Source organism: Algibacter pectinivorans, from assembly GCF_900112595.1.
In the GTDB taxonomy this organism is placed as follows: Bacteria; Bacteroidota; Bacteroidia; order Flavobacteriales; family Flavobacteriaceae; genus Algibacter_B; species Algibacter_B pectinivorans.
Window position 1 is genome coordinate 392,828 of sequence record NZ_FOMI01000002.1, and the last position, 17,873, is coordinate 410,700.

Annotated in this window: 16 protein-coding genes and 1 tRNA gene; 12 read left to right on the top strand and 5 right to left on the bottom strand. The window is 31.9% G+C overall.

The features are described 5' to 3' along the window. Positions 1–58: 58 nt before the first annotated feature. The 9 genes from BMY96_RS04420 to BMY96_RS04455 all read left to right on the top strand — a co-directional run bounded on the left by BMY96_RS04420 (position 59) and on the right by BMY96_RS04455 (position 10,024). The gene (locus tag BMY96_RS04420; protein WP_092849566.1) at positions 59–2,815 is read left to right on the top strand and encodes a PD-(D/E)XK nuclease family protein; all 2,757 of its coding nucleotides are present in this window, start codon (positions 59–61) and stop codon (positions 2,813–2,815) included. Positions 2,816–2,817: 2 nt separating this feature from the next. Further along, a complete protein-coding gene (locus tag BMY96_RS04425; protein ID WP_092849568.1) occupies positions 2,818–3,660 on the top strand; it encodes an alpha/beta hydrolase family protein in 843 nt (280 codons plus the stop codon). A gap of 224 nt (positions 3,661–3,884) precedes the next feature. Further along, positions 3,885–5,162 carry a tyrosine-type recombinase/integrase gene (locus tag BMY96_RS04430; RefSeq protein WP_092849570.1) on the top strand — a complete coding sequence of 426 codons (1,278 nt, stop codon included), beginning with the start codon at positions 3,885–3,887 and terminating at the stop codon, positions 5,160–5,162. 65 nt (positions 5,163–5,227) lie between these two features. After that, on the top strand, positions 5,228–6,049 hold the full coding sequence (locus BMY96_RS04435; RefSeq protein ID WP_092849573.1) for a hypothetical protein: 822 nt from the start codon (positions 5,228–5,230) through the stop codon (positions 6,047–6,049). 112 nt (positions 6,050–6,161) lie between these two features. Further along, complete coding sequence (locus BMY96_RS04440; RefSeq protein WP_092849575.1) at positions 6,162–6,494, top strand: helix-turn-helix domain-containing protein; 333 nt, start codon at positions 6,162–6,164, stop codon at positions 6,492–6,494. A 4-nt stretch (positions 6,495–6,498) separates the two neighbouring features. After that, complete coding sequence (locus BMY96_RS04445) at positions 6,499–7,935, top strand: DNA primase family protein (RefSeq protein ID WP_092849577.1); 1,437 nt, start codon at positions 6,499–6,501, stop codon at positions 7,933–7,935. 152 nt (positions 7,936–8,087) lie between these two features. Next, complete coding sequence (locus tag BMY96_RS04450) at positions 8,088–8,759, top strand: hypothetical protein (protein ID WP_092849579.1); 672 nt, start codon at positions 8,088–8,090, stop codon at positions 8,757–8,759. Next, a complete protein-coding gene (locus tag BMY96_RS15945) occupies positions 8,760–8,909 on the top strand; it encodes a hypothetical protein (RefSeq protein ID WP_175473507.1) in 150 nt (49 codons plus the stop codon). It abuts the gene before it with no gap. A gap of 887 nt (positions 8,910–9,796) precedes the next feature. After that, positions 9,797–10,024 carry a hypothetical protein gene (locus tag BMY96_RS04455; protein WP_092849582.1) on the top strand — a complete coding sequence of 76 codons (228 nt, stop codon included), beginning with the start codon at positions 9,797–9,799 and terminating at the stop codon, positions 10,022–10,024. A 200-nt stretch (positions 10,025–10,224) separates the two neighbouring features. Here the strand turns inward: BMY96_RS04455 and BMY96_RS04460 are convergent. Beyond that, positions 10,225–10,298, bottom strand: a tRNA-Ala gene (locus BMY96_RS04460). A gap of 190 nt (positions 10,299–10,488) precedes the next feature. On the opposite strand from BMY96_RS04460, the gene BMY96_RS04465 reads away from it, so the two are divergent. The 3 genes from BMY96_RS04465 to BMY96_RS04470 all read left to right on the top strand — a co-directional run bounded on the left by BMY96_RS04465 (position 10,489) and on the right by BMY96_RS04470 (position 12,589). After that, a complete protein-coding gene (locus BMY96_RS04465) occupies positions 10,489–11,823 on the top strand; it encodes an MATE family efflux transporter (protein WP_092849585.1) in 1,335 nt (444 codons plus the stop codon). Positions 11,824–11,850: 27 nt separating this feature from the next. After that, complete coding sequence (locus BMY96_RS15955) at positions 11,851–12,021, top strand: hypothetical protein (protein ID WP_175473509.1); 171 nt, start codon at positions 11,851–11,853, stop codon at positions 12,019–12,021. Between the two features lie 112 nt (positions 12,022–12,133). After that, positions 12,134–12,589 (top strand): 6-pyruvoyl trahydropterin synthase family protein, encoded by a 456-nt coding sequence (locus BMY96_RS04470; RefSeq protein WP_092849586.1) that lies wholly within the window; start codon positions 12,134–12,136, stop codon positions 12,587–12,589. 224 nt (positions 12,590–12,813) lie between these two features. On the opposite strand, the gene BMY96_RS04475 is transcribed toward BMY96_RS04470, so the two are convergent. The 4 genes from BMY96_RS04475 to BMY96_RS04490 form a co-directional block, all read right to left on the bottom strand. Next, entirely contained in the window at positions 12,814–13,353 is a 540-nt protein-coding gene (locus BMY96_RS04475; RefSeq protein ID WP_139205210.1) for a hypothetical protein, read from the bottom strand. 638 nt (positions 13,354–13,991) lie between these two features. Beyond that, on the bottom strand, positions 13,992–15,890 hold the full coding sequence (locus BMY96_RS04480; protein ID WP_092849591.1) for an amidophosphoribosyltransferase: 1,899 nt from the start codon (positions 15,888–15,890) through the stop codon (positions 13,992–13,994). Between the two features lie 125 nt (positions 15,891–16,015). Then, positions 16,016–16,942, bottom strand: a complete 927-nt coding sequence (locus BMY96_RS04485; protein ID WP_092849594.1) for a PfkB family carbohydrate kinase — start codon at positions 16,940–16,942, stop codon at positions 16,016–16,018. A 217-nt stretch (positions 16,943–17,159) separates the two neighbouring features. Beyond that, positions 17,160–17,801, bottom strand: coding sequence for a ribonuclease H1 domain-containing protein (locus BMY96_RS04490; protein ID WP_092849596.1), 642 nt, complete (start codon positions 17,799–17,801; stop codon positions 17,160–17,162). Between the last annotated feature and the right edge of the window lie 72 nt (positions 17,802–17,873).

Consider the following 17,873-nt stretch of genomic DNA (forward strand, 5'->3'; position numbering starts at 1 on the left):
AACAAATAAGTTTACAAAAAACGCTTCGGATATCCGAAGCGTTTTTTATTTTTATACAATGACAACTTTCATTCACGATGTTTTAAAAGATTTACAAAACGATAATCAGAATATTTCTGAATTGACTTTTGTTTTACCCAGTAAAAGAGCAGGACTCTTTTTAAAGCATCAGCTTGCTGAGGTTGTAGAGCAAACCATTTTTGCGCCCGAGATATTAAGTATAGAAGAGTTTGTTGAAGATTTAGCACAGATAAAATCAACCTCTAATACAGAGCTTCTTTTCGAGTTTTATTCCATTTACATCCAATTAACAAAAAAAGAACAAGCAGATTCTTTTGAGTCTTTTTCAAATTGGGGACAAATTTTACTTCAAGATTTTAACGAAATAGACCGCTATCTTATTCCTCAAGAAAAAATATTCAATTATTTAAGTAGTATCCAAGATTTAAATCATTGGTCGTTAGAGGAACCTCAAACCGATTTTATTAGAAATTATTTAGCCTTTTGGAAAAAACTTTATGGTTATTACAATGCGTTTTCAAAGCACTTACTAAACAAAAAAATAGGCTATCAAGGTTTAATATATCGAAAGGCGGTTAATAATCTAGAAAGCTATATTAAGAACAACGCTAAAAGGAAGCACGTTTTTTTGGGCTTTAATGCGTTAAACACATCCGAGGAAACCATAATTCAAGAGTTATTAAAAAATAAGCTAGCAAGCATTTATTGGGATGTAGATCGTGTTTTTATGGATAATAAAAAACATGATGCCGGCCTATTTACAAGGCAACACAAAAATAATTGGCCCTTTTTTAAGCAAAATCCGTTTAATTGGATTGCCGAAAATTACTCTAAGGAAAAAAATATTTCTGTATTTGGTGTTCCTAAAAATATAGGGCAAGCGAAACATATTGGCAGTATTTTAGAATCCTTACAAAAAACCAACGGTTCGTTAAAAAATACGGCTGTTGTACTAGGCGATGAAAACTTGTTAATACCTGTGCTTAATTCATTGCCATTAAGCATTGATGCTTTAAATGTTACTATGGGATTTCCATTAAAGTCAATTCCCTTAACCTCCCTTTTTGAAGTTCTTTTTCAATCGCATAAAACCAATTCAAGTTTATTTTATTTTAAAGATGTTGTTAAAATAATATCTCATCAATTTATAAGGCCATTATTTTTTATTGATGGTGTAGACAATGCAGCTTTAATAATTCAAACTATCGATAAAAATAACCTAGTATACTTAAACAAGGAACGTTTATATAAAATTGCTAAATCGTGCGATACTACCATAGATTTACTATTTTCTAATTGGGATAACGCTATTTCATTTGCGCTAGAAAATATATTTAAATTAATACTTGCTATAAAGGCTAATCTGGATAAGGAGAAAGCATCTAATTTATTACAATTGGAATATGTTTTCCGTTTTAACGAATTATTTACCGAGCTTAAGCGATTAAATGAGGAGCATCAGCATATTAAAGATATTGCTACATTATTTAGTGTTTATAAAGAGCTGTTAAGTACCGAAACGCTAGATTTTCAAGGCGAACCATTACAAGGTTTACAAATTATGGGCATGCTAGAATCTCGTGTTTTAGATTTTGAAACCGTAATTATAGCCTCAGTAAACGAAGGTATTTTACCCGCAGGAAAAAGCAATAACTCCTTTATTCCTTTTGATGTTAAACTAGAAAATAAGTTACCCACATTTAAAGAAAAGGACGCTGTGTACACCTATCACTTTTATAAGCTTTTACAACGCGCTAAAAATATTTATATTACTTATAACACCGAGGCCGATGTGCTAACTGGAGGAGAAAAAAGTAGGTTTATTACGCAACTAGAGTTAGAGGGTATACATAAAATTAATAGTAAAATAATAACACCTCAAGTTCCGCAAATTGAAAAGGAATTAAACGTGGTAAAAAAGAATAGTGATTTACAACAGAAATTAATAGAAGTCGCTAAAAGCGGATTTTCACCTTCATCGTTAACCAATTATATTAGAAACCCTATCGATTTTTATTATCAGAAAGTGTTAAAAATTAGAGAGCATAACGATGTTGAAGAAACGGTTGCTGCAAATACATTGGGAACGGTTGTTCATAATACCCTGGAGGATTTTTATAAACCTTTTGTTGGTAAATTTTTGACTATTGAAGCGGTTAAAAAATTAAAACTCGGTATAGAAAAAAGAGTCACTTATCATTTTAAAAATGAATATAAGGAAGGCGATATAACAAAAGGTAAAAACCTTATTATCTATGAGATTGCTAAGCGCTATGTAAATAACTTTTTAGATCTTGAAATAAAAGCATTAAAGGCTGGAGATCAAATAAAGATTATAGCTATTGAGGCCGATAACGATATTGAAATTAAAATCCCAGAGCTTAATTATCCTGTTAGATTAAAAGGTAAGGTTGATAGGGTAGACGAGTGCAACGGTATTATTAGAATTATTGATTATAAAACGGGTAAAGTAGAGCAAAATCAAGTGGAAATTGCTTATTGGGAAGATCTTACAACAGATTATAAAAAATACAGTAAGAGTTTTCAAGTGCTTACTTATGCTTATATGATGAATCAATCTGGAGCAATTAATTTACCTATTGAAGCTGGAATTATATCATTTAAAAATTTGAATAAAGGATTTTTAAAATTTGCTAAAAAAGAAAGTGTTTCTAGTAGAAGTAAAGATGCTTTAATTACCATTGATACTTTAGCTTGTTTTGAAGCGGAACTTAAAAACCTAATAATTGAAATTTGTAATCCTGAGATAGATTTTACCGAAAAAGAAGTATAAAAATGATTATAACAAAGAATAGTATTATTCCTGGAAAGCACAATAAACCTATCCTTACCGATGTTTTTTATAACCAAGACCATGCGCAAAAACCTGTGGTTATATTTTGCCATGGCTATAAAGGTTTTAAAGATTGGGGCTGTTGGGACTTAATGGCAAAAGCGTTTGCAAAGGCAGGTTTCTTTTTTATAAAATTTAACTTTTCGTATAACGGTGGAACGGTAGAGCAACCTATAGATTTTCCCGATTTAGAAGCCTTTGGGAATAATAACTACACCAAAGAGTTAGATGATCTAGAATCGGTTATCGATTGGATTAGTAAGCATACCAAATGTCAAGCAGAAATTAATACCAACAATATTAATTTGGTAGGACACAGTAGAGCTGGAGGTATTGTAACTATAAAGGCCGAAGAAGACAATCGAATTAATAAGGTAATAAGTCTTGCTGGTGTTTGCGATTTCGGAAAAAGGACAGCTACCATTGGGAATTTAGAAGAGTGGAAAAGAGATGGTGTTAAATACGTATTAAACGGTCGTACCAAACAACAAATGCCTCACTTCTATCAGTTTTATGAAAATTTTGTAGCCAACGAAGAGCGATTAACAATTAAACGGGCGGTTTCCAATTTAAAAATACCGTATTTAATTATTCATGGCGATGCCGATACAAGTGTTTTAATTGACGAGGCTTATCATCTTAAAAAATGGAATTCTAACAACCTTTTAAAAGTAATTGAAGGCGCTAATCATGTTTTTGGAGGTTCACATCCTTGGCCAAAAGATACTTTGCCAAAGGCGTTAAAAGAAGCGTTAATAATAAGTATTCAGTTTTTAAATAATTAAAACTAACGCTTTATGGTGGAGAAGATCGGATTCGAACCGACGACCTCTTGACTGCCAGTCATGAATTTGCTTATATGTTATATATATGTTTGTTGTTTAACAAGCTTAAAAATAGTTGTTTGGTGTAAATATAGTGCTTTTTGTTAATATCTGTTATTTGTTTATTAATATTATTTGTGGGCAAATCGTGGGCAAATGGTTATATTTGTTTTAAATAAAAGGCAATGATTTACAGAATATCAATAGTATTAGATCGTAGAGGAAAGACCAGTGATGAATATAAAGACGAAAAATGCCCTGTTAAATTAAGGGTGTTTAGTAAAGCATTTAAAAAAGATAAGCGATACAGTTTAGGTGTTCATTTGACAAATGATGAGTTTAAAAAAATTTGGGTAAACGCTGAAAACAAAAGTTTAAGAGGTGCAAATAAGGAGATGCGTTTAAAACTTCAAGAATTTGAAACAAGAGCAAATAAAGTTGCTAAGGAAATGAGTGTTTTTGATTTCGCTAAATTTGAAACTAAATATTTTCGTAAATCTACCGACCAAAAGAATGTTAAGTATCATTTTGATTTAGTTATTCAGAAGAATTTAAAAAATGATAAAATCGGAACGGCCGAAAGCTACAAATACACGTTAAAATCATTAACGCAATTTATTGACAAAGACAATACAAAAGAGGATGCAAGTAAAATTGATAAACTAACTTTTACAACTATTACGGCTGACTGGTTAAAAGAATATCAAAATTTTATGATCTCTAAAGGCAAAAGCTTTACAACCGTTGGAATTTACACAAGGACTTTAAAGGCTGTTTTTAACAACGCTATTAGAGCAAATGACTTAAACAGAGAATATTACCCTTTTGGATTAACAAAAGATAATAAATACAAGATACCACGAAGTAAGAAAGTAAAAAAGGCGTTAAATTCTGCTCAGTTAAAAACGCTGTTTGATACTGAGGTTACAAATGATAACGAACAACAAGCCAAAGATTTTTGGTTTTTTAGTTATGCTAGCAACGGAATGAATTTAAAAGATATTGCGCTTTTAAAATATTCAGATATTAAAGAAGATTATTTCACTTATTACAGAGCTAAAACCTTTGATAAAACAGCCGAAAAAACAGAAATTAAAATCTACTTAACAGACTTTACAAAAAGCATTATTTCAAAGTATGGTAGTGAGTTAAAAACTGGTTTTGTGTTTAACATCATATCTAAAGAAGATACACCTGAAACACAGTACAAGAAAATTAAAAACTTCACTCGATTAATTAACGACCATATTAAAAGAATAGCAAAAGCAAACGATTTACCGAACGATATTTCTACTTATTGGGCTAGACATTCATTTGCCACTAATTCAGTCCGTAAAGGTGCTAGTATGGAGTTTATAAGCGAGGCATTAAATCACAGTGATCTAAGTGTTACAAAAAATTATTTTGCAGGTTTTGAAGATGAGGCAAAAAAAGATTTCGCAAACAGTTTACTCGATTTTTAACTAAAAAAAAGGTTTTTAAAAAGCATCATTTTTTGCATTTTTTGCACACAATAGAATTTTACATTATGGATTTACATAAAAATATAGATGAGTTTATTTTATTGATTTCAGATATTAGGAATATTTCACCTGAAGACTTTGCTGCTTATTATCCTATAAAAAATAAAAGATGGAACCCGAATAATTTAAGCATTTCAGAAATTGAAAATCATTTTTCTAGCCTACAAAAATTTAATATTTCTGAAAATTGGAATGGGTTTATTTCTTTAACATCTAAAATTTATTTAATCTATGAAGTATTTGATAAGCTGCCAATTGAGGATAAAAACATATTTATAAATTATTTTGCTATAATAACTAAAGATGCACATTTTAAAACTCACTCTTTTGTAAGTGATAAAACTTTATCAAAAAAAGAATATTATAATTTATTAAGCATCTATCAGATATTTTTTGATAATTTATTATTTGATGTTTTGAATGAGTTAAAAAATCTAACGCATACTTCTTTGGTGGAACCTGGAGCGACACAAGATAAAGGAATTACACCTAAACCTGAATTTACATTTATTAATAACTTTGATAAAGTAGAACCTTTAAAAGTATTCAATTACTTTAAAATAAATTTAGTAGACAAAAAATATCTAACTATTGAACAGCTTGAAAACTATCTTTTATTAGCGTTTCAAGATTTAGATTTAACAAAAGAAAAATTTTCATTTTCAAATCTTCACATTGGAAAAGTGAGAACTATTTTTTATAAATACTTTGTTGACGTTGCAAATAAACCGTTTGGCAAAAAAAAGGAATATGCTAATCTTTTAGGAGGGTATTTTAACAGTTTCACAACTGAAAAAGTGATGAATAATTTTGCAGAGGGTTATTAAAACACACTTAAATTATACCGATTTACGTATTTGAATACGCACTTTACGGAAGTGTATAAAACAACGTAACAAACAAATAATTTAGCATTTGTAACAAAAAAACAAGTGCAAAATGAACACATTATCTTTCGATCAATTACCAAACGTAGTCGCTGAACTACAACGAGGGCAAAGCGAAATTTTGGCCTTACTATCTAAAAAAGCAAAACCTCAGCCCGAAATTGAAACACCTATTAATCTTAATGAAGTTTCAGAAATCACAGGCTTAACAAAGCCTACTCTTTACGGTTATGTGCAACGTAATGAAATACCACACAATAAAAAAGGCAATAGACTTTATTTCTTTAAATCTGAAATTGTAGACTGGATAAAAACAGGAAAGCAGAAAACCTTAAAAGAGTTGAAAGCTGAAAATGATGAGTTTTTATCTAACACAAACAAATAAGACTATGAATGTAAAAAACAAACATAGCCTTAAAAATCTTTCAGAGGATTTACAAGCTAAATATACGAAAAAATCTCAAGATGAGATAGTTACAGAGGTTATTAAAACATTTCCAAAACTCAATTTTTTTAAAATTAAGTACAAGGATAACAAGGTTAAAGGTGCAAAATTAAATAAGAGTGATTATATAGTTACTGTAATTGATGAGTTTTTAAAAACGGTAGCTTTAAATAATTGTAATATCTGTATTAAAAACGGTGTTATTTATTTGTATAACGTCCATTATTGGGAGCAAATAGATAAAGCTAAATTTCAAAACTTCTTAGGACGTGCAGCTATAAAGTCCGGTATTGAATTAAACACAGCTAAATATTACGCTTTTAAAGAGCAATTATATAACCAGTTTGTAAGTGCTGCATATTTAGAGCCACCTAAAATCGAAGAGGGAACAACGCTTATAAATTTCTTAAATGGAACTTTTGAAATTACACCTCAAAAGCAAATATTAAGAGATTTTAATTCTAAAGATTTTTTAACGTATCAATTACCGATTGCATACGATCGCGAAGCAAAAGCACCACTATTTAAAAAGTTCCTAGATGAGGTTTTAACGGATATAACAAAACAAAAAGTTTTAGCCGAATATTTAGGTTACATTTTTATAAATCCTAGTGTTTTAAAATTAGAGAAAGTTTTAATTCTGTATGGATCAGGTGCTAATGGAAAAAGCGTTGTTTTTGAGATAGTTAGCGCGTTGTTAGGTCGGCAAAATATTAGTAATTACTCTTTACAATCCTTAACAAATGATAACGGTTATTATCGTGCAAAAATTGGAGATAAGCGTTTAAATTATGCTAGTGAGTTAAACGGGAAAATGGAAACAGACGTGTTTAAGCAAATGATTAGCGGAGAACCTCTTGAAGCTCGTTTACCATACGGAGAGCCTTTTACATTAACTCAATACGCTAAACTAATGTTTAATTGCAATACACTACCAAAGGACGTGGAGCATACTAACGCATTTTTTAGGCGTTTCTTAATACTTCACTTTGATAAAACCATAGCAGAAAAAGACCAAGATAAAGACTTAGCTAATAAAATCATTAACAACGAATTAAGCGGCGTTTTTAATTGGGTTCTAGATGGGTTACAGAGAGTTTTAAAACAAAAAGGTTTTACGTATAGCAAGGCTATTGAATCAATGAAAGAGGCTTATGAAAATGAATCGGATAGCGTTAAATCGTTTATTGATGAATATGGTTATAAGTCTAGTTTAAACAGGACTACACTTGTTAAAACTATGTACGACCAGTACCGAAATTATTGTTTCGAGGATGGGTTTAAGTCGGTTAATAAAACCAATTTTAAAAAGCGTTTAAATCATCATAAATTATATGTTAAACGTGCGGCCGCTGGTTACGTGGTTAGCGCGGCAATATAACACCTATTAATATTATGAAATTCAATATATGGGTTAACGCCCCCTAGGTTTTATATGCTTAAATCTGAACGCATAAAAAGGCATTTCATTTGCCACTAATCCCCACAATAAATACAATTAATACGCCCAAAGCGGCACTAAAATATAACAAGATGACAAAGATACTATTACAACATGACATAGCAGCTGAGCAAAGATTTATTGAAAATATTTCCTCTATTGCTGAAATGCTTAACGAAGTCAAAAACGAGCTTTCAAAACAAAAAGTAAAGCATAATTTAAAATTATCAGAGTTACAAGATGGTGAGTTTATTAAACATTTCACCAGCTACCACGAAGCAGAACAAAATAAGTGTTTACCAGATGCAGATTTTAGCGAATATTTAAAGCTATGTAAAATTAACACCGCTCAACTTGAAGAATTAGAAACACTTTACAATCACCGTTTAAATGTGGCCTATAGCTTTTACACTCACAACCACGATTATTGGCAAGGTATTGAAGACAGAGCTGGCCGCTTAAATCCTAGTTTAATAGAGAAGCTAAAAGAAGCACCAAACCAAAAGCAATACAATTTGGATGACTTTTTGAAAATCTCAAAAGACACTTATAAGGTAACTGTAAACCCTGAATTTTTCAAACTGTACTTAACAAATGAAAATCAGGCCACGCAAATTGATGAGGTCAAAGAAATAGTAAAAATTGCTAAGAAGCGCAAAACTAATATAAATGATACTTTAAAAATGACTGGATCAATTGTTAAGAGCCTAAGCAATGATTATAAAATAACTTTCGATAATGAACAAATTTTAAATATTAAGTAGATGCAAGAGATAACACTAAAAGAACATACGCGCGCCGAATTAGAAATACAAATGGTTAAAAATGCTGAATTTGGTTTTTTACCAGTTGGTAACGTCGTAAAAAATCAAAACGGTTTATTTGAAATACAGATGGTGAAACATGGAATATAAAAGATGTGTGCATCATAGACCTTGAAGCGGCAATAAATGAAGCTGCAAAAAAGGGTTGGAAGTTAAAAGGACATTTAACACCTTTTGAGGGCTATTTAATAGCGTTACTTTATAAAAGGTAGTTAGTATTTTCTGTTTGTCGTTAAAGGCGTGTATCTTAATGGTATGCGCTTTTTTCATTTGTTATATTGAGTTGTTATATTTTAATAAACCCCAGCGTTAAACCCTTGTAAACCCTAGACTATTTATAACTATTCTTAATAGCAAATCTTATTTATAATCATTACAAATAACTATCAATGTAACAAGGTTGAAATATATGCGGACTGTATATAAAATGCAGCAGCAGAACACATTGCGGAATATTGAGTACTTTTCTAAGTACCTTTTTAACTATCACGTTATCAAGTAGTTACGCTTAATCTAGTCTACTAAAAAGTATTAACCATTAGCCATAAGCAAAGCACCACCACCACACCAACACCATACAAAGCATTTGAGAGCCTTTATATATGTATTGGTATTATAACCACCACAACAGGAACAGCAGCCCCACAGCCACCAATATATAAAGCGTTTAGACCTTTTAATCATGTATTACTACATTATGAACACCACCACCATACAAAGTACTTACAGCCTTTTATATCCACTTAATATATAATACTTATATAGTTTATCACATAGTTATATAGCACGCTTAAAAGAGCTATAATCTAAATAAAAAATTATTACTATATTTAGTGTATGTTTGGTAAGAAAAAAAAGGAGTACAAGCAATACGACCCTAACTGGTGGGTACGTGAAAAATTAATAACTGGCTTAATACTTATGGCAATAGTAGGGGCTTGTATTGGTCTTTACGAGCTAATTAAAATGCTTTTAAAATGACTCTATACGAATTTAATATACTTGATTTAAACGATCGTATGGAAGCCGTAAACCAAAACGGTGTATTTTTAAATAATCATATCACAGAATCGGAAAAATGTAATCTTTATGCAATCGAATTATTTTTTGTTGAGGTGGTTTATAACTCTAACTTAAACAAGATCACAGAAATAAACAGTTTTAAAACTGGCTATCTACTAGATAAGTATTCAAAAAACTTTTAGCGGCAAATGATAATATTAAATAATTAGGTTACTACATATTATTAAGGTTGTGCAAAAAATGTAAAATATGCACCTTTTTAAAAACATTTTATTTTTTTTAAGACTAACTATTATATTGCTAATTCTTTAAAAGCAGGCAAATTGTGGGCAAGTATAAAAATAAAAAAGGCTTCAATCTCTTGAAACCCTTGTTAAAACTGTGGAGAAGATGGGATTCGAACCCACGACCTCTTGACTGCCAGTCAAGCGCTCTAGCCAACTGAGCTACATCCCCTTGTGTATAATTTGCCGTTTTTGCTAATTCAATTTTTAAAAAGAATCCTAACGACTTAAACTTATAAACCGAAATTTACAATAATTCTGGTTCAAAAATAAACATTTTAATGCTTACAAAAGCAAACTAAATAGTTTTAAAACTCATTTTGAATAGTAGAGGATTATATTTGCGGTAACCAATGTGTTTTATGAATACAAACATTAGTTTAAAGCATATCAATAAATTGGCTATTCCGGCATTAATTGCCGGAGTATCAGAGCCCATTTTATCGTTAACCGATGCGGCCATTGTTGGAAATATTCCTGTAAATGCCACCCAGTCTTTAGCTGCTGTTGGTATTGTAACCACCTTTATGTCTATGCTTATTTGGGTGTTGGGGCAAACTAGAAGTGCCATTTCCTCAATAGTGTCGCAATACGTTGGTGCTAATAAGCTAGATAAAATTAAAAACCTGCCGGCTCAGGCTATTTTTATTATAACCTCGCTTAGTATACTTATTATTATTAGCACCTATCCGTTTGCAAAATATATTTTTAAACTATATAACGCCACAGATTTAATTTTAGATTATGCTGTGGTGTATTATAAAATTCGCGTAATAGGGTTTCCTTTTACCTTATTTACAATTGCCGTTTTTGGTGCATTTAGGGGTTTGCAAAACACTTACCATCCTATGCTAATAGCTATTATAGGTGCTACATCAAATATTATTTTAGATATTATTTTGGTGTACGGAATAAATGGTTTTATAAAGCCTATGCATATAGAAGGAGCAGCGTATTCCAGTGTTATAGCTCAAATTTTAATGGCTTTGTTTTCAGCCTATTTCCTGCTTAAAAAAACCGAGATTCCACTAAAACCAAGTTTTCCTTTTAATCCAGAAATTAAACGGTTTTTGTTAATGATTTTAAACCTGTTTATACGCACCATTGCTTTAAACGTAACGTTGTATTATGCAAGTTCTTTTGCAACCAGCTATGGCGCAGCATATATAGCGGCTTACACCATAGCCATAAACTTATGGTTTTTAGGAGCCTTTATTGTCGATGGTTATGCTAGTGCAGGCAATATTTTATCAGGTAAATTATTTGGCGAAAAAGCATACGCAACACTTATAGCGTTAAGTAACGAACTTATTAAATATGGCGTAGTTATTGGCGTTATATTAGGAGTTGTAGGTGGTATGTTATACTATCCTATAGGGCGAATATTTACCCAAGAACCCGAAGTTTTAGCTGCGTTCTATAACGTCTTTTGGCTGGTGCTTGTTATGCAGCCTTTATGTACGTTGGCATTTATTTTCGATGGTATTTTTAAAGGCCTGGGCAAAATGAAATATTTACGTAACGTTCTGTTGTTTTCTACCTTTATTGTTTTTATACCCATATTGTTTTGGTTAGATCATTTAGATTATAAGTTGCATGCCATTTTTATTGCTATTACGTTTTGGATAATAGCACGAGGTGTGCCATTAATTATAAAATTCAGGCAACTATTTTTGCCACTAGCTCAAAACAATTAACTTTGCACCATAGCATAATAAACTAATATGAATCTATTCATTGCTTTACTTCAGCAAGTAGATATTGAAGAAAAAATTAATAATGCACCAGATAAAGGCTACGAAATAGGTGTTTTTATTGGTTCTATACTTCCATTTGTAGTGCTTGTAACATTAGCCTATGTAGTTTACTATTATAACAAAAAAAGAAATAATTAAGCCCTATGGATATCACGAGCATCTTGTCCTTTTTAAGCGGAAGCGGATTATTCCTAATATTAGGAATCGTTTTAGTAATTGTATACTTTGTAAATAAAAGAAAAAGAAGATAATGGCAAATAACATTCGTATTACAAAACAGTTCTCTTTCGAAACCGGTCATGCACTTTATGGCTACGACGGAAAATGTAAAAACGTACATGGACACAGCTACAAACTGTCTGTAACCGTTATTGGACAGCCTATTACAGATACTAATAACGTAAAGTATGGTATGGTAATAGACTTTGGCGATCTTAAAAAAATCGTTAAAGAAGAAATTGTAAACGTATTCGACCACGCCACGGTATTTAATAAAAATACGCCACATGTCGAGTTAGCAAAAGAGTTGCAAGACCGCGGGCATAATGTATTGTTGGTAGACTATCAGCCCACTAGTGAGATGATGGTTTTAGACTTTGCTAAAAAAATAGGTAAGCGATTACCAGGACACATCAAACTACATTCGTTAAAACTTCAAGAAACTGATACCTCGTTCGCACAATGGTATCAGTACGATAATATTTAGAACGCATGTCTGCCGATAGGCAGGTTACCACAGGGGTCGGGCTTTATGCTATACCGGCTGGCAGGCAGGTCTTTTTTGCCATTTGTAGCAGCAATAAAAAGGATGCCGCGGCAATCCCTAACGCGGGCATATTTGCTGAATTTAGTAATTAGTAATAAGCTATTACAGGTTCTGTAAATTTGAGGTTTTTATATGTTTTATACGCGTATTAGGTGCAGTATTTTTTATTCTGCAATCCATTTTTCTTTTCGCTTTTCGGTATCATTTAGCGACAAATAATGAATTGCTAAAGTCAATTGGATATTTGGGTCGTTTAAATCAAATAATTTTTTATCCATGAGTATATGAGTATAATGAATGTCCATAGAATAAAAATCTCCCGAGTCCCAAATCCGTTTAGCATATTTTGCTATTCTTGGATTAGTTTTTCCTAAATCTGTCAAAAATTTTTGATATTTTCCATTTGCATTAGCACAAATACTCTTATACTCATTTTCGCTTGGGTACTCTTTTGATTTACAAAACATCCAAATTTCCTTGAAAGTAGATTCGGAAATTTGTTCATATAGTTTCTTTTGTTTTTCGAAATTTATATTAGCCCAAAATCCATTTCCTGTTGCTTCTAAATATTCGTGTGGTGTTCGTTCGTAACAAGTTTTGAAATCGGAATCCATTTGTAAACACATTTCCGATTTGAAGAATTCCGTTATTTTGTTCAAATCAGCTATTTGTTCTGCCGTAAAATTTTTGTTCAGTTCAGTCACAGAATATTGAATTTTACAAGAGAAATTCAATTGTAAAATTATAACTCCAAATATAAATATTATCGTTTTTCTCATATTACGCACAACTCGCTATACAAAAACTTTTACTACTCATATCTCGCAAACAAAGCATGATATGGAAAGTTTTTTGCTACTGTTGTATTGTAAAGATAATTTTTTTTGAAAGATATGTAATACAAAAAATAATTTCCTGTAAGAACCGAAATTATAGAAAATGAAAAAGGTGAACTAGCGTCCACCTTTTTGCCCCAAATCTACCATAAACTTAACCTACTTATGTTATGGTGATGCAAATATAAAGTACGATTGGCCAACGTAGAAATAATTTAGTTAAACTACGCAATTATTGGCTTAAACGATATATAATTAGTTAATTACGGTTAGTGTGTAAGATTATAAAACGGTGTTTTGGTATTCGTTTTATCGCATAAAAAAAGCCGAACAGAAGTTCAGCTTTTTTTGCCCCAAATCTACCATGAACTTAACCTACTTATGTTATGGTGAGTCCAATTTATGTGTATTTTAAGTACTAAAAATATTTTTTAGATGAAAAGCGTTTTTATGGGTTGAAATACGTATTTTACGGTATAACCACATCCAAATTATTAATTTAATAATTAATAAGCACGTTCTTTATTACCTTCATAAAAGTTAATAAAAGCTCGGTTTACAACTCGATTTCCTCCTACGGTAGGATAATTTCCTGTAAAATACCAATCGCCTAAATGTTCTGGACAAGCTTTGTGTAAATTTTCAACCGATTGAAAAATAATTTTTACTTCAGCTTTAATAGACTCATGACTTAATAATTCAGCTATTTTATCCGATATTTCTTCGTCTGTAAAAGGATCGTAAATTTCTTTTACAAAATTCTTTACCAATTTATCTTCTAAATCGGTTTGTGTTAAGCATTTCTGGTACACTTCTTTTACAATATCGTATTTCCCTGCTTCTTTTAGTAGCTCTAAGGCTGCTCTAAAGGCCACAAGGCTCTCTAGGTTAGCCATATCTATGCCGTAGCAATCTGGATACCTTATTTGCGGCGCAGAAGATACTACAATTATCTTTTTAGGATTTAAACGATCTAGCATCTTTAAAATACTCATTTTTAAAGTGGTACCGCGTACAATACTGTCGTCTATAATAACTAGGTTATCTGTAGGCTTAATTACGCCATAGGTAACATCATAAACGTGTGCAACCAAATCGTCTCTACTGCTATCTTCGGTAATAAAGGTTCTAAGTTTTACATCCTTTATTGCTATTTTTTCTATTCTAGCACGCTCAGATAAAATCTCGGTAACTTTTTCTGCCGATAGGGAGCGCTGACCATTTAAAATGGCTGCCGTTTTTGTTTTATTTATAAAAGCTTCTGCCGTTTCAATCATTCCAAAAAACGAGGTTTCTGCAGTATTAGGAATGTATGAAAACACGGTGTTTTTAGTATCGTTATCAATAGCTTTTAAAACCTTAGGCATTAATAACTTTCCTAAAGTTTTACGCTCTTGGTAAATTTCGGCATCACTTCCTCTAGAAAAGTAAACACGCTCAAACGAACAAGCTTTCCTTTCTAAAGGTTCTAATATTTTTTTAATGGCAACTTTACCAGATTTTTTAGTAATAATAGCGTGTCCTGGTTCTAGTTCTTTTACAGCATTAAAATCGACATTAAAGACGGTTTGAATTACTGGACGCTCTGATGCAACTACTACAATTTCGTCATCCTTATAGTAATACGCAGGGCGAATTCCTGCTGGATCTCTTAATACAAACGAATCGCCATGTCCAATTAATCCTGCCATAGCATAACCACCATCCCAGTTTTTTGCTGCACGACGCAATATTTTACCAACTTTTAGGCGTTCGGCTATTTGTGGCGAAGCGTTTTGCTTGTTGTACCCTTCTTTTTTTAAGTCTCTGTAAATTTTACTAACGGCATCATCTAAAAAATGACCAATTTTTTCCATTATAGTAATGGTATCGGTATATTCTTTAGGGTGCTGTCCTAACTCAATAAGGTTGCTAAAAAGTTCTTTAACATTGGTCATGTTAAAGTTACCTGCCATTATTAGGTTTCTGTGCATCCAGTTGTTTTGTCTTAAAAACGGGTGTACACTTTCTACGCTATTTTTTCCAAAGGTTCCATAACGTACGTGTCCTAATAATACTTCGCCTATATAAGGTATGTTTTTTTTCTGCGCAGCGACATCATCTTTATATTCTGGGTGCGCTTTAAACTCATTGTTTATACGATCGTTAATTTGAGCAAAAATATCTTGTATGGGTTGTTGCTGCACAGAGCGTACTCTGCTTATGTAACGTTCTCCTGGTTTTGTATCTAATTTTATACTGGCAAAACCTGCACCATCTTGTCCGCGATTGTGCTGTTTTTCCATCATTAAATACATTTTATTTACACCGTAAAATGCACTGCCATATTTTTCTTTATAAAACTCTAATGGTTTTAAAAGTCTAATCATTGCAATTCCGCATTCGTGTTTTAAGGCATCACTCATAATTTGTAAATGTTTTCGCTTTACTAACTAATTATTTTTTCTCGGTTAAAATCTTGATTATTCGATTTTTAAGAGGTAAACAGTATTTTAATCAAAAAACGCACTCTATTTTAGAGCGCGTCAGTTTATGTTAATTCTATTTCAAATTGTGTTAATTGCTTAAATTGCAGCAATCGTTTATGTACTTCTTGGTTTGATAGGTTTTCCATACGTTCTGTACCAAATTTTTCAACACAAAACGAGGCTAAAGTCGATCCGTAAATAACGGCGTTCTTCATGTTTTCAAAAGAGGTGTCGCCTGTTTTAGCAATATAACCTGCAAATCCACCTGCAAAAGTATCTCCTGCTCCTGTAGGATCAAAAACTTCGGCTAGAGGTAAAGCTGGTGCGTAAAACATTTGATCGTTATGGAACAACAATGCACCATGTTCTCCTTTTTTAATAACCACATATTTTGGGCCCATTTCATGAATTTTTTGCGCAGCAACAACTAGCGAGTATTCGCCGGTTAATTGTCTTGCTTCTTCATCGTTTATGGTAATAACGTCAATACGTTTTATAACGTTTTTTAAATCTTGTAAGGCAATATCCATCCAAAAATTCATAGTATCTAAAACTACTAATTTTGGTTTGCTTGTCATTTGATCTAGAACACTAGCTTGCACAAGCGGATGTAGGTTTCCTAACATAACCACTTCGGCATCCTTATAATTTTCTGGTACAACAGGGTTAAAGTCTTCTAAAGTGTTTAACTCGGTAACCAAAGTATCGCGCGAGTTCATATCGTTATGATATTTTCCACTCCAAAAAAATGTTTTACCATCTTTTACAATTTCAATTCCAGAAACATCAATATTTTTATCTGATAATAAGTCTAAATATTTTTGCGGAAAATCGCCACCAACTATAGAAACTGCAGCAGCATCAACATTAAAATGAGAGGCAGCAAGTCCTATATACGTTGCAGCACCACCAAGAATTTTATCGGTTTTACCGAAAGGTGTTTCAATAGCATCAAAAGCTACGGTACCTACTATTACTAATTTGCTCATAAATGAGGTGTGAATTTAAGCTACAAATATAAGTCTTTTTATAGTTTACTGCGATTATATTTTTTTCAATAATAAAGATTGTGGTATTAACAGTGTTCTATTGGAAGTGTGTATCTGGGCGCTAGTTTTTAGTTGAATACCACTATAAAAGTATTTAAGCCGCTTGGTAATTGCAGAAATAATTAAGGTTAAAATAAATAATTTTAGAGGTGTTTGTTTATTTACGGCCAAAATCTGCTGGAATTTCTCCCCAAGCTTTGGTTTCCCATTTTACAATAACAGTTTTGTAGGTATTGGTTTTAAGCCATTCTACAGCACGATCTACTAAATTAAAAACGGGTTTGTTTTTGTCGTTACGTTCTAGTTTGGTATTGCAGTTTTTCTTCTTTACCCAACTCATAGCGGTTCTGGAATCCGTATAAATAATACGGTCGCTATTGTTTTTTTTAAGAATAGCCAATCCATGAACTAAGGCTAAAAACTCTCCAATGTTATTGGTACCTTGCTCAAAAGGACCTTGAATAAAAATTTGTTTTTTTGTTTTAGTGTCTACACCTCGGTATTCCATAACACCCGGATTTCCACTTGATGCGGCGTCAACCGATATTGAGTTGTAGTTGGGTTGCCCTATTTTTTTAAGTTGCTCGTGCGATAACTCACTTGTAAACTGAGATTTTTTTCCAATATAATCGAAATAATTACCCTCAAGCGCCTCGTTTGCAGCTTCTTTTGTTGGGAAAGATTTGTATTGCGCTCCCGGAAAATCTGTAATTTGCTTTTTACAGGCATTCCAAGTTTCAAAAACACCAGTTTTATGTCCTTGCCAAACGGTATAGTATTTCTTTTTCTTTTTACTCATTATTTTTATTCCAGTGAATATGGGAATCTTTTAAATAGTAGTTCTAAATTTTTTATCGATTAAGTTAGAACT

Bases quoted from the DNA above. Each gene is read 5' to 3' on its own strand.
- BMY96_RS04485 (WP_092849594.1), bottom strand. From the start codon at position 16,942: ATGAGCAAATTAGTAATAGTAGGTACCGTAGCTTTTGATGCTATTGAA.
- BMY96_RS04480 (WP_092849591.1), bottom strand. From the start codon at position 15,890: ATGAGTGATGCCTTAAAACACGAATGCGGAATTGCAATGATTAGACTT.
- BMY96_RS04470 (WP_092849586.1), top strand. From the start codon at position 12,134: ATGGCAAATAACATTCGTATTACAAAACAGTTCTCTTTCGAAACCGGT.
- BMY96_RS04465 (WP_092849585.1), top strand. From the start codon at position 10,489: ATGAATACAAACATTAGTTTAAAGCATATCAATAAATTGGCTATTCCG.
- BMY96_RS04420 (WP_092849566.1), top strand. From the start codon at position 59: ATGACAACTTTCATTCACGATGTTTTAAAAGATTTACAAAACGATAAT.
- BMY96_RS04440 (WP_092849575.1), top strand. From the start codon at position 6,162: ATGAACACATTATCTTTCGATCAATTACCAAACGTAGTCGCTGAACTA.
- BMY96_RS04430 (WP_092849570.1), top strand. From the start codon at position 3,885: ATGATTTACAGAATATCAATAGTATTAGATCGTAGAGGAAAGACCAGT.
- BMY96_RS04455 (WP_092849582.1), top strand. From the start codon at position 9,797: ATGACTCTATACGAATTTAATATACTTGATTTAAACGATCGTATGGAA.
- BMY96_RS15955 (WP_175473509.1), top strand. From the start codon at position 11,851: ATGAATCTATTCATTGCTTTACTTCAGCAAGTAGATATTGAAGAAAAA.
- BMY96_RS04435 (WP_092849573.1), top strand. From the start codon at position 5,228: ATGGATTTACATAAAAATATAGATGAGTTTATTTTATTGATTTCAGAT.
- BMY96_RS04490 (WP_092849596.1), bottom strand. From the start codon at position 17,801: ATGAGTAAAAAGAAAAAGAAATACTATACCGTTTGGCAAGGACATAAA.
- BMY96_RS04425 (WP_092849568.1), top strand. From the start codon at position 2,818: ATGATTATAACAAAGAATAGTATTATTCCTGGAAAGCACAATAAACCT.
- BMY96_RS04450 (WP_092849579.1), top strand. From the start codon at position 8,088: ATGACAAAGATACTATTACAACATGACATAGCAGCTGAGCAAAGATTT.
- BMY96_RS04445 (WP_092849577.1), top strand. From the start codon at position 6,499: ATGAATGTAAAAAACAAACATAGCCTTAAAAATCTTTCAGAGGATTTA.
- BMY96_RS15945 (WP_175473507.1), top strand. From the start codon at position 8,760: ATGCAAGAGATAACACTAAAAGAACATACGCGCGCCGAATTAGAAATA.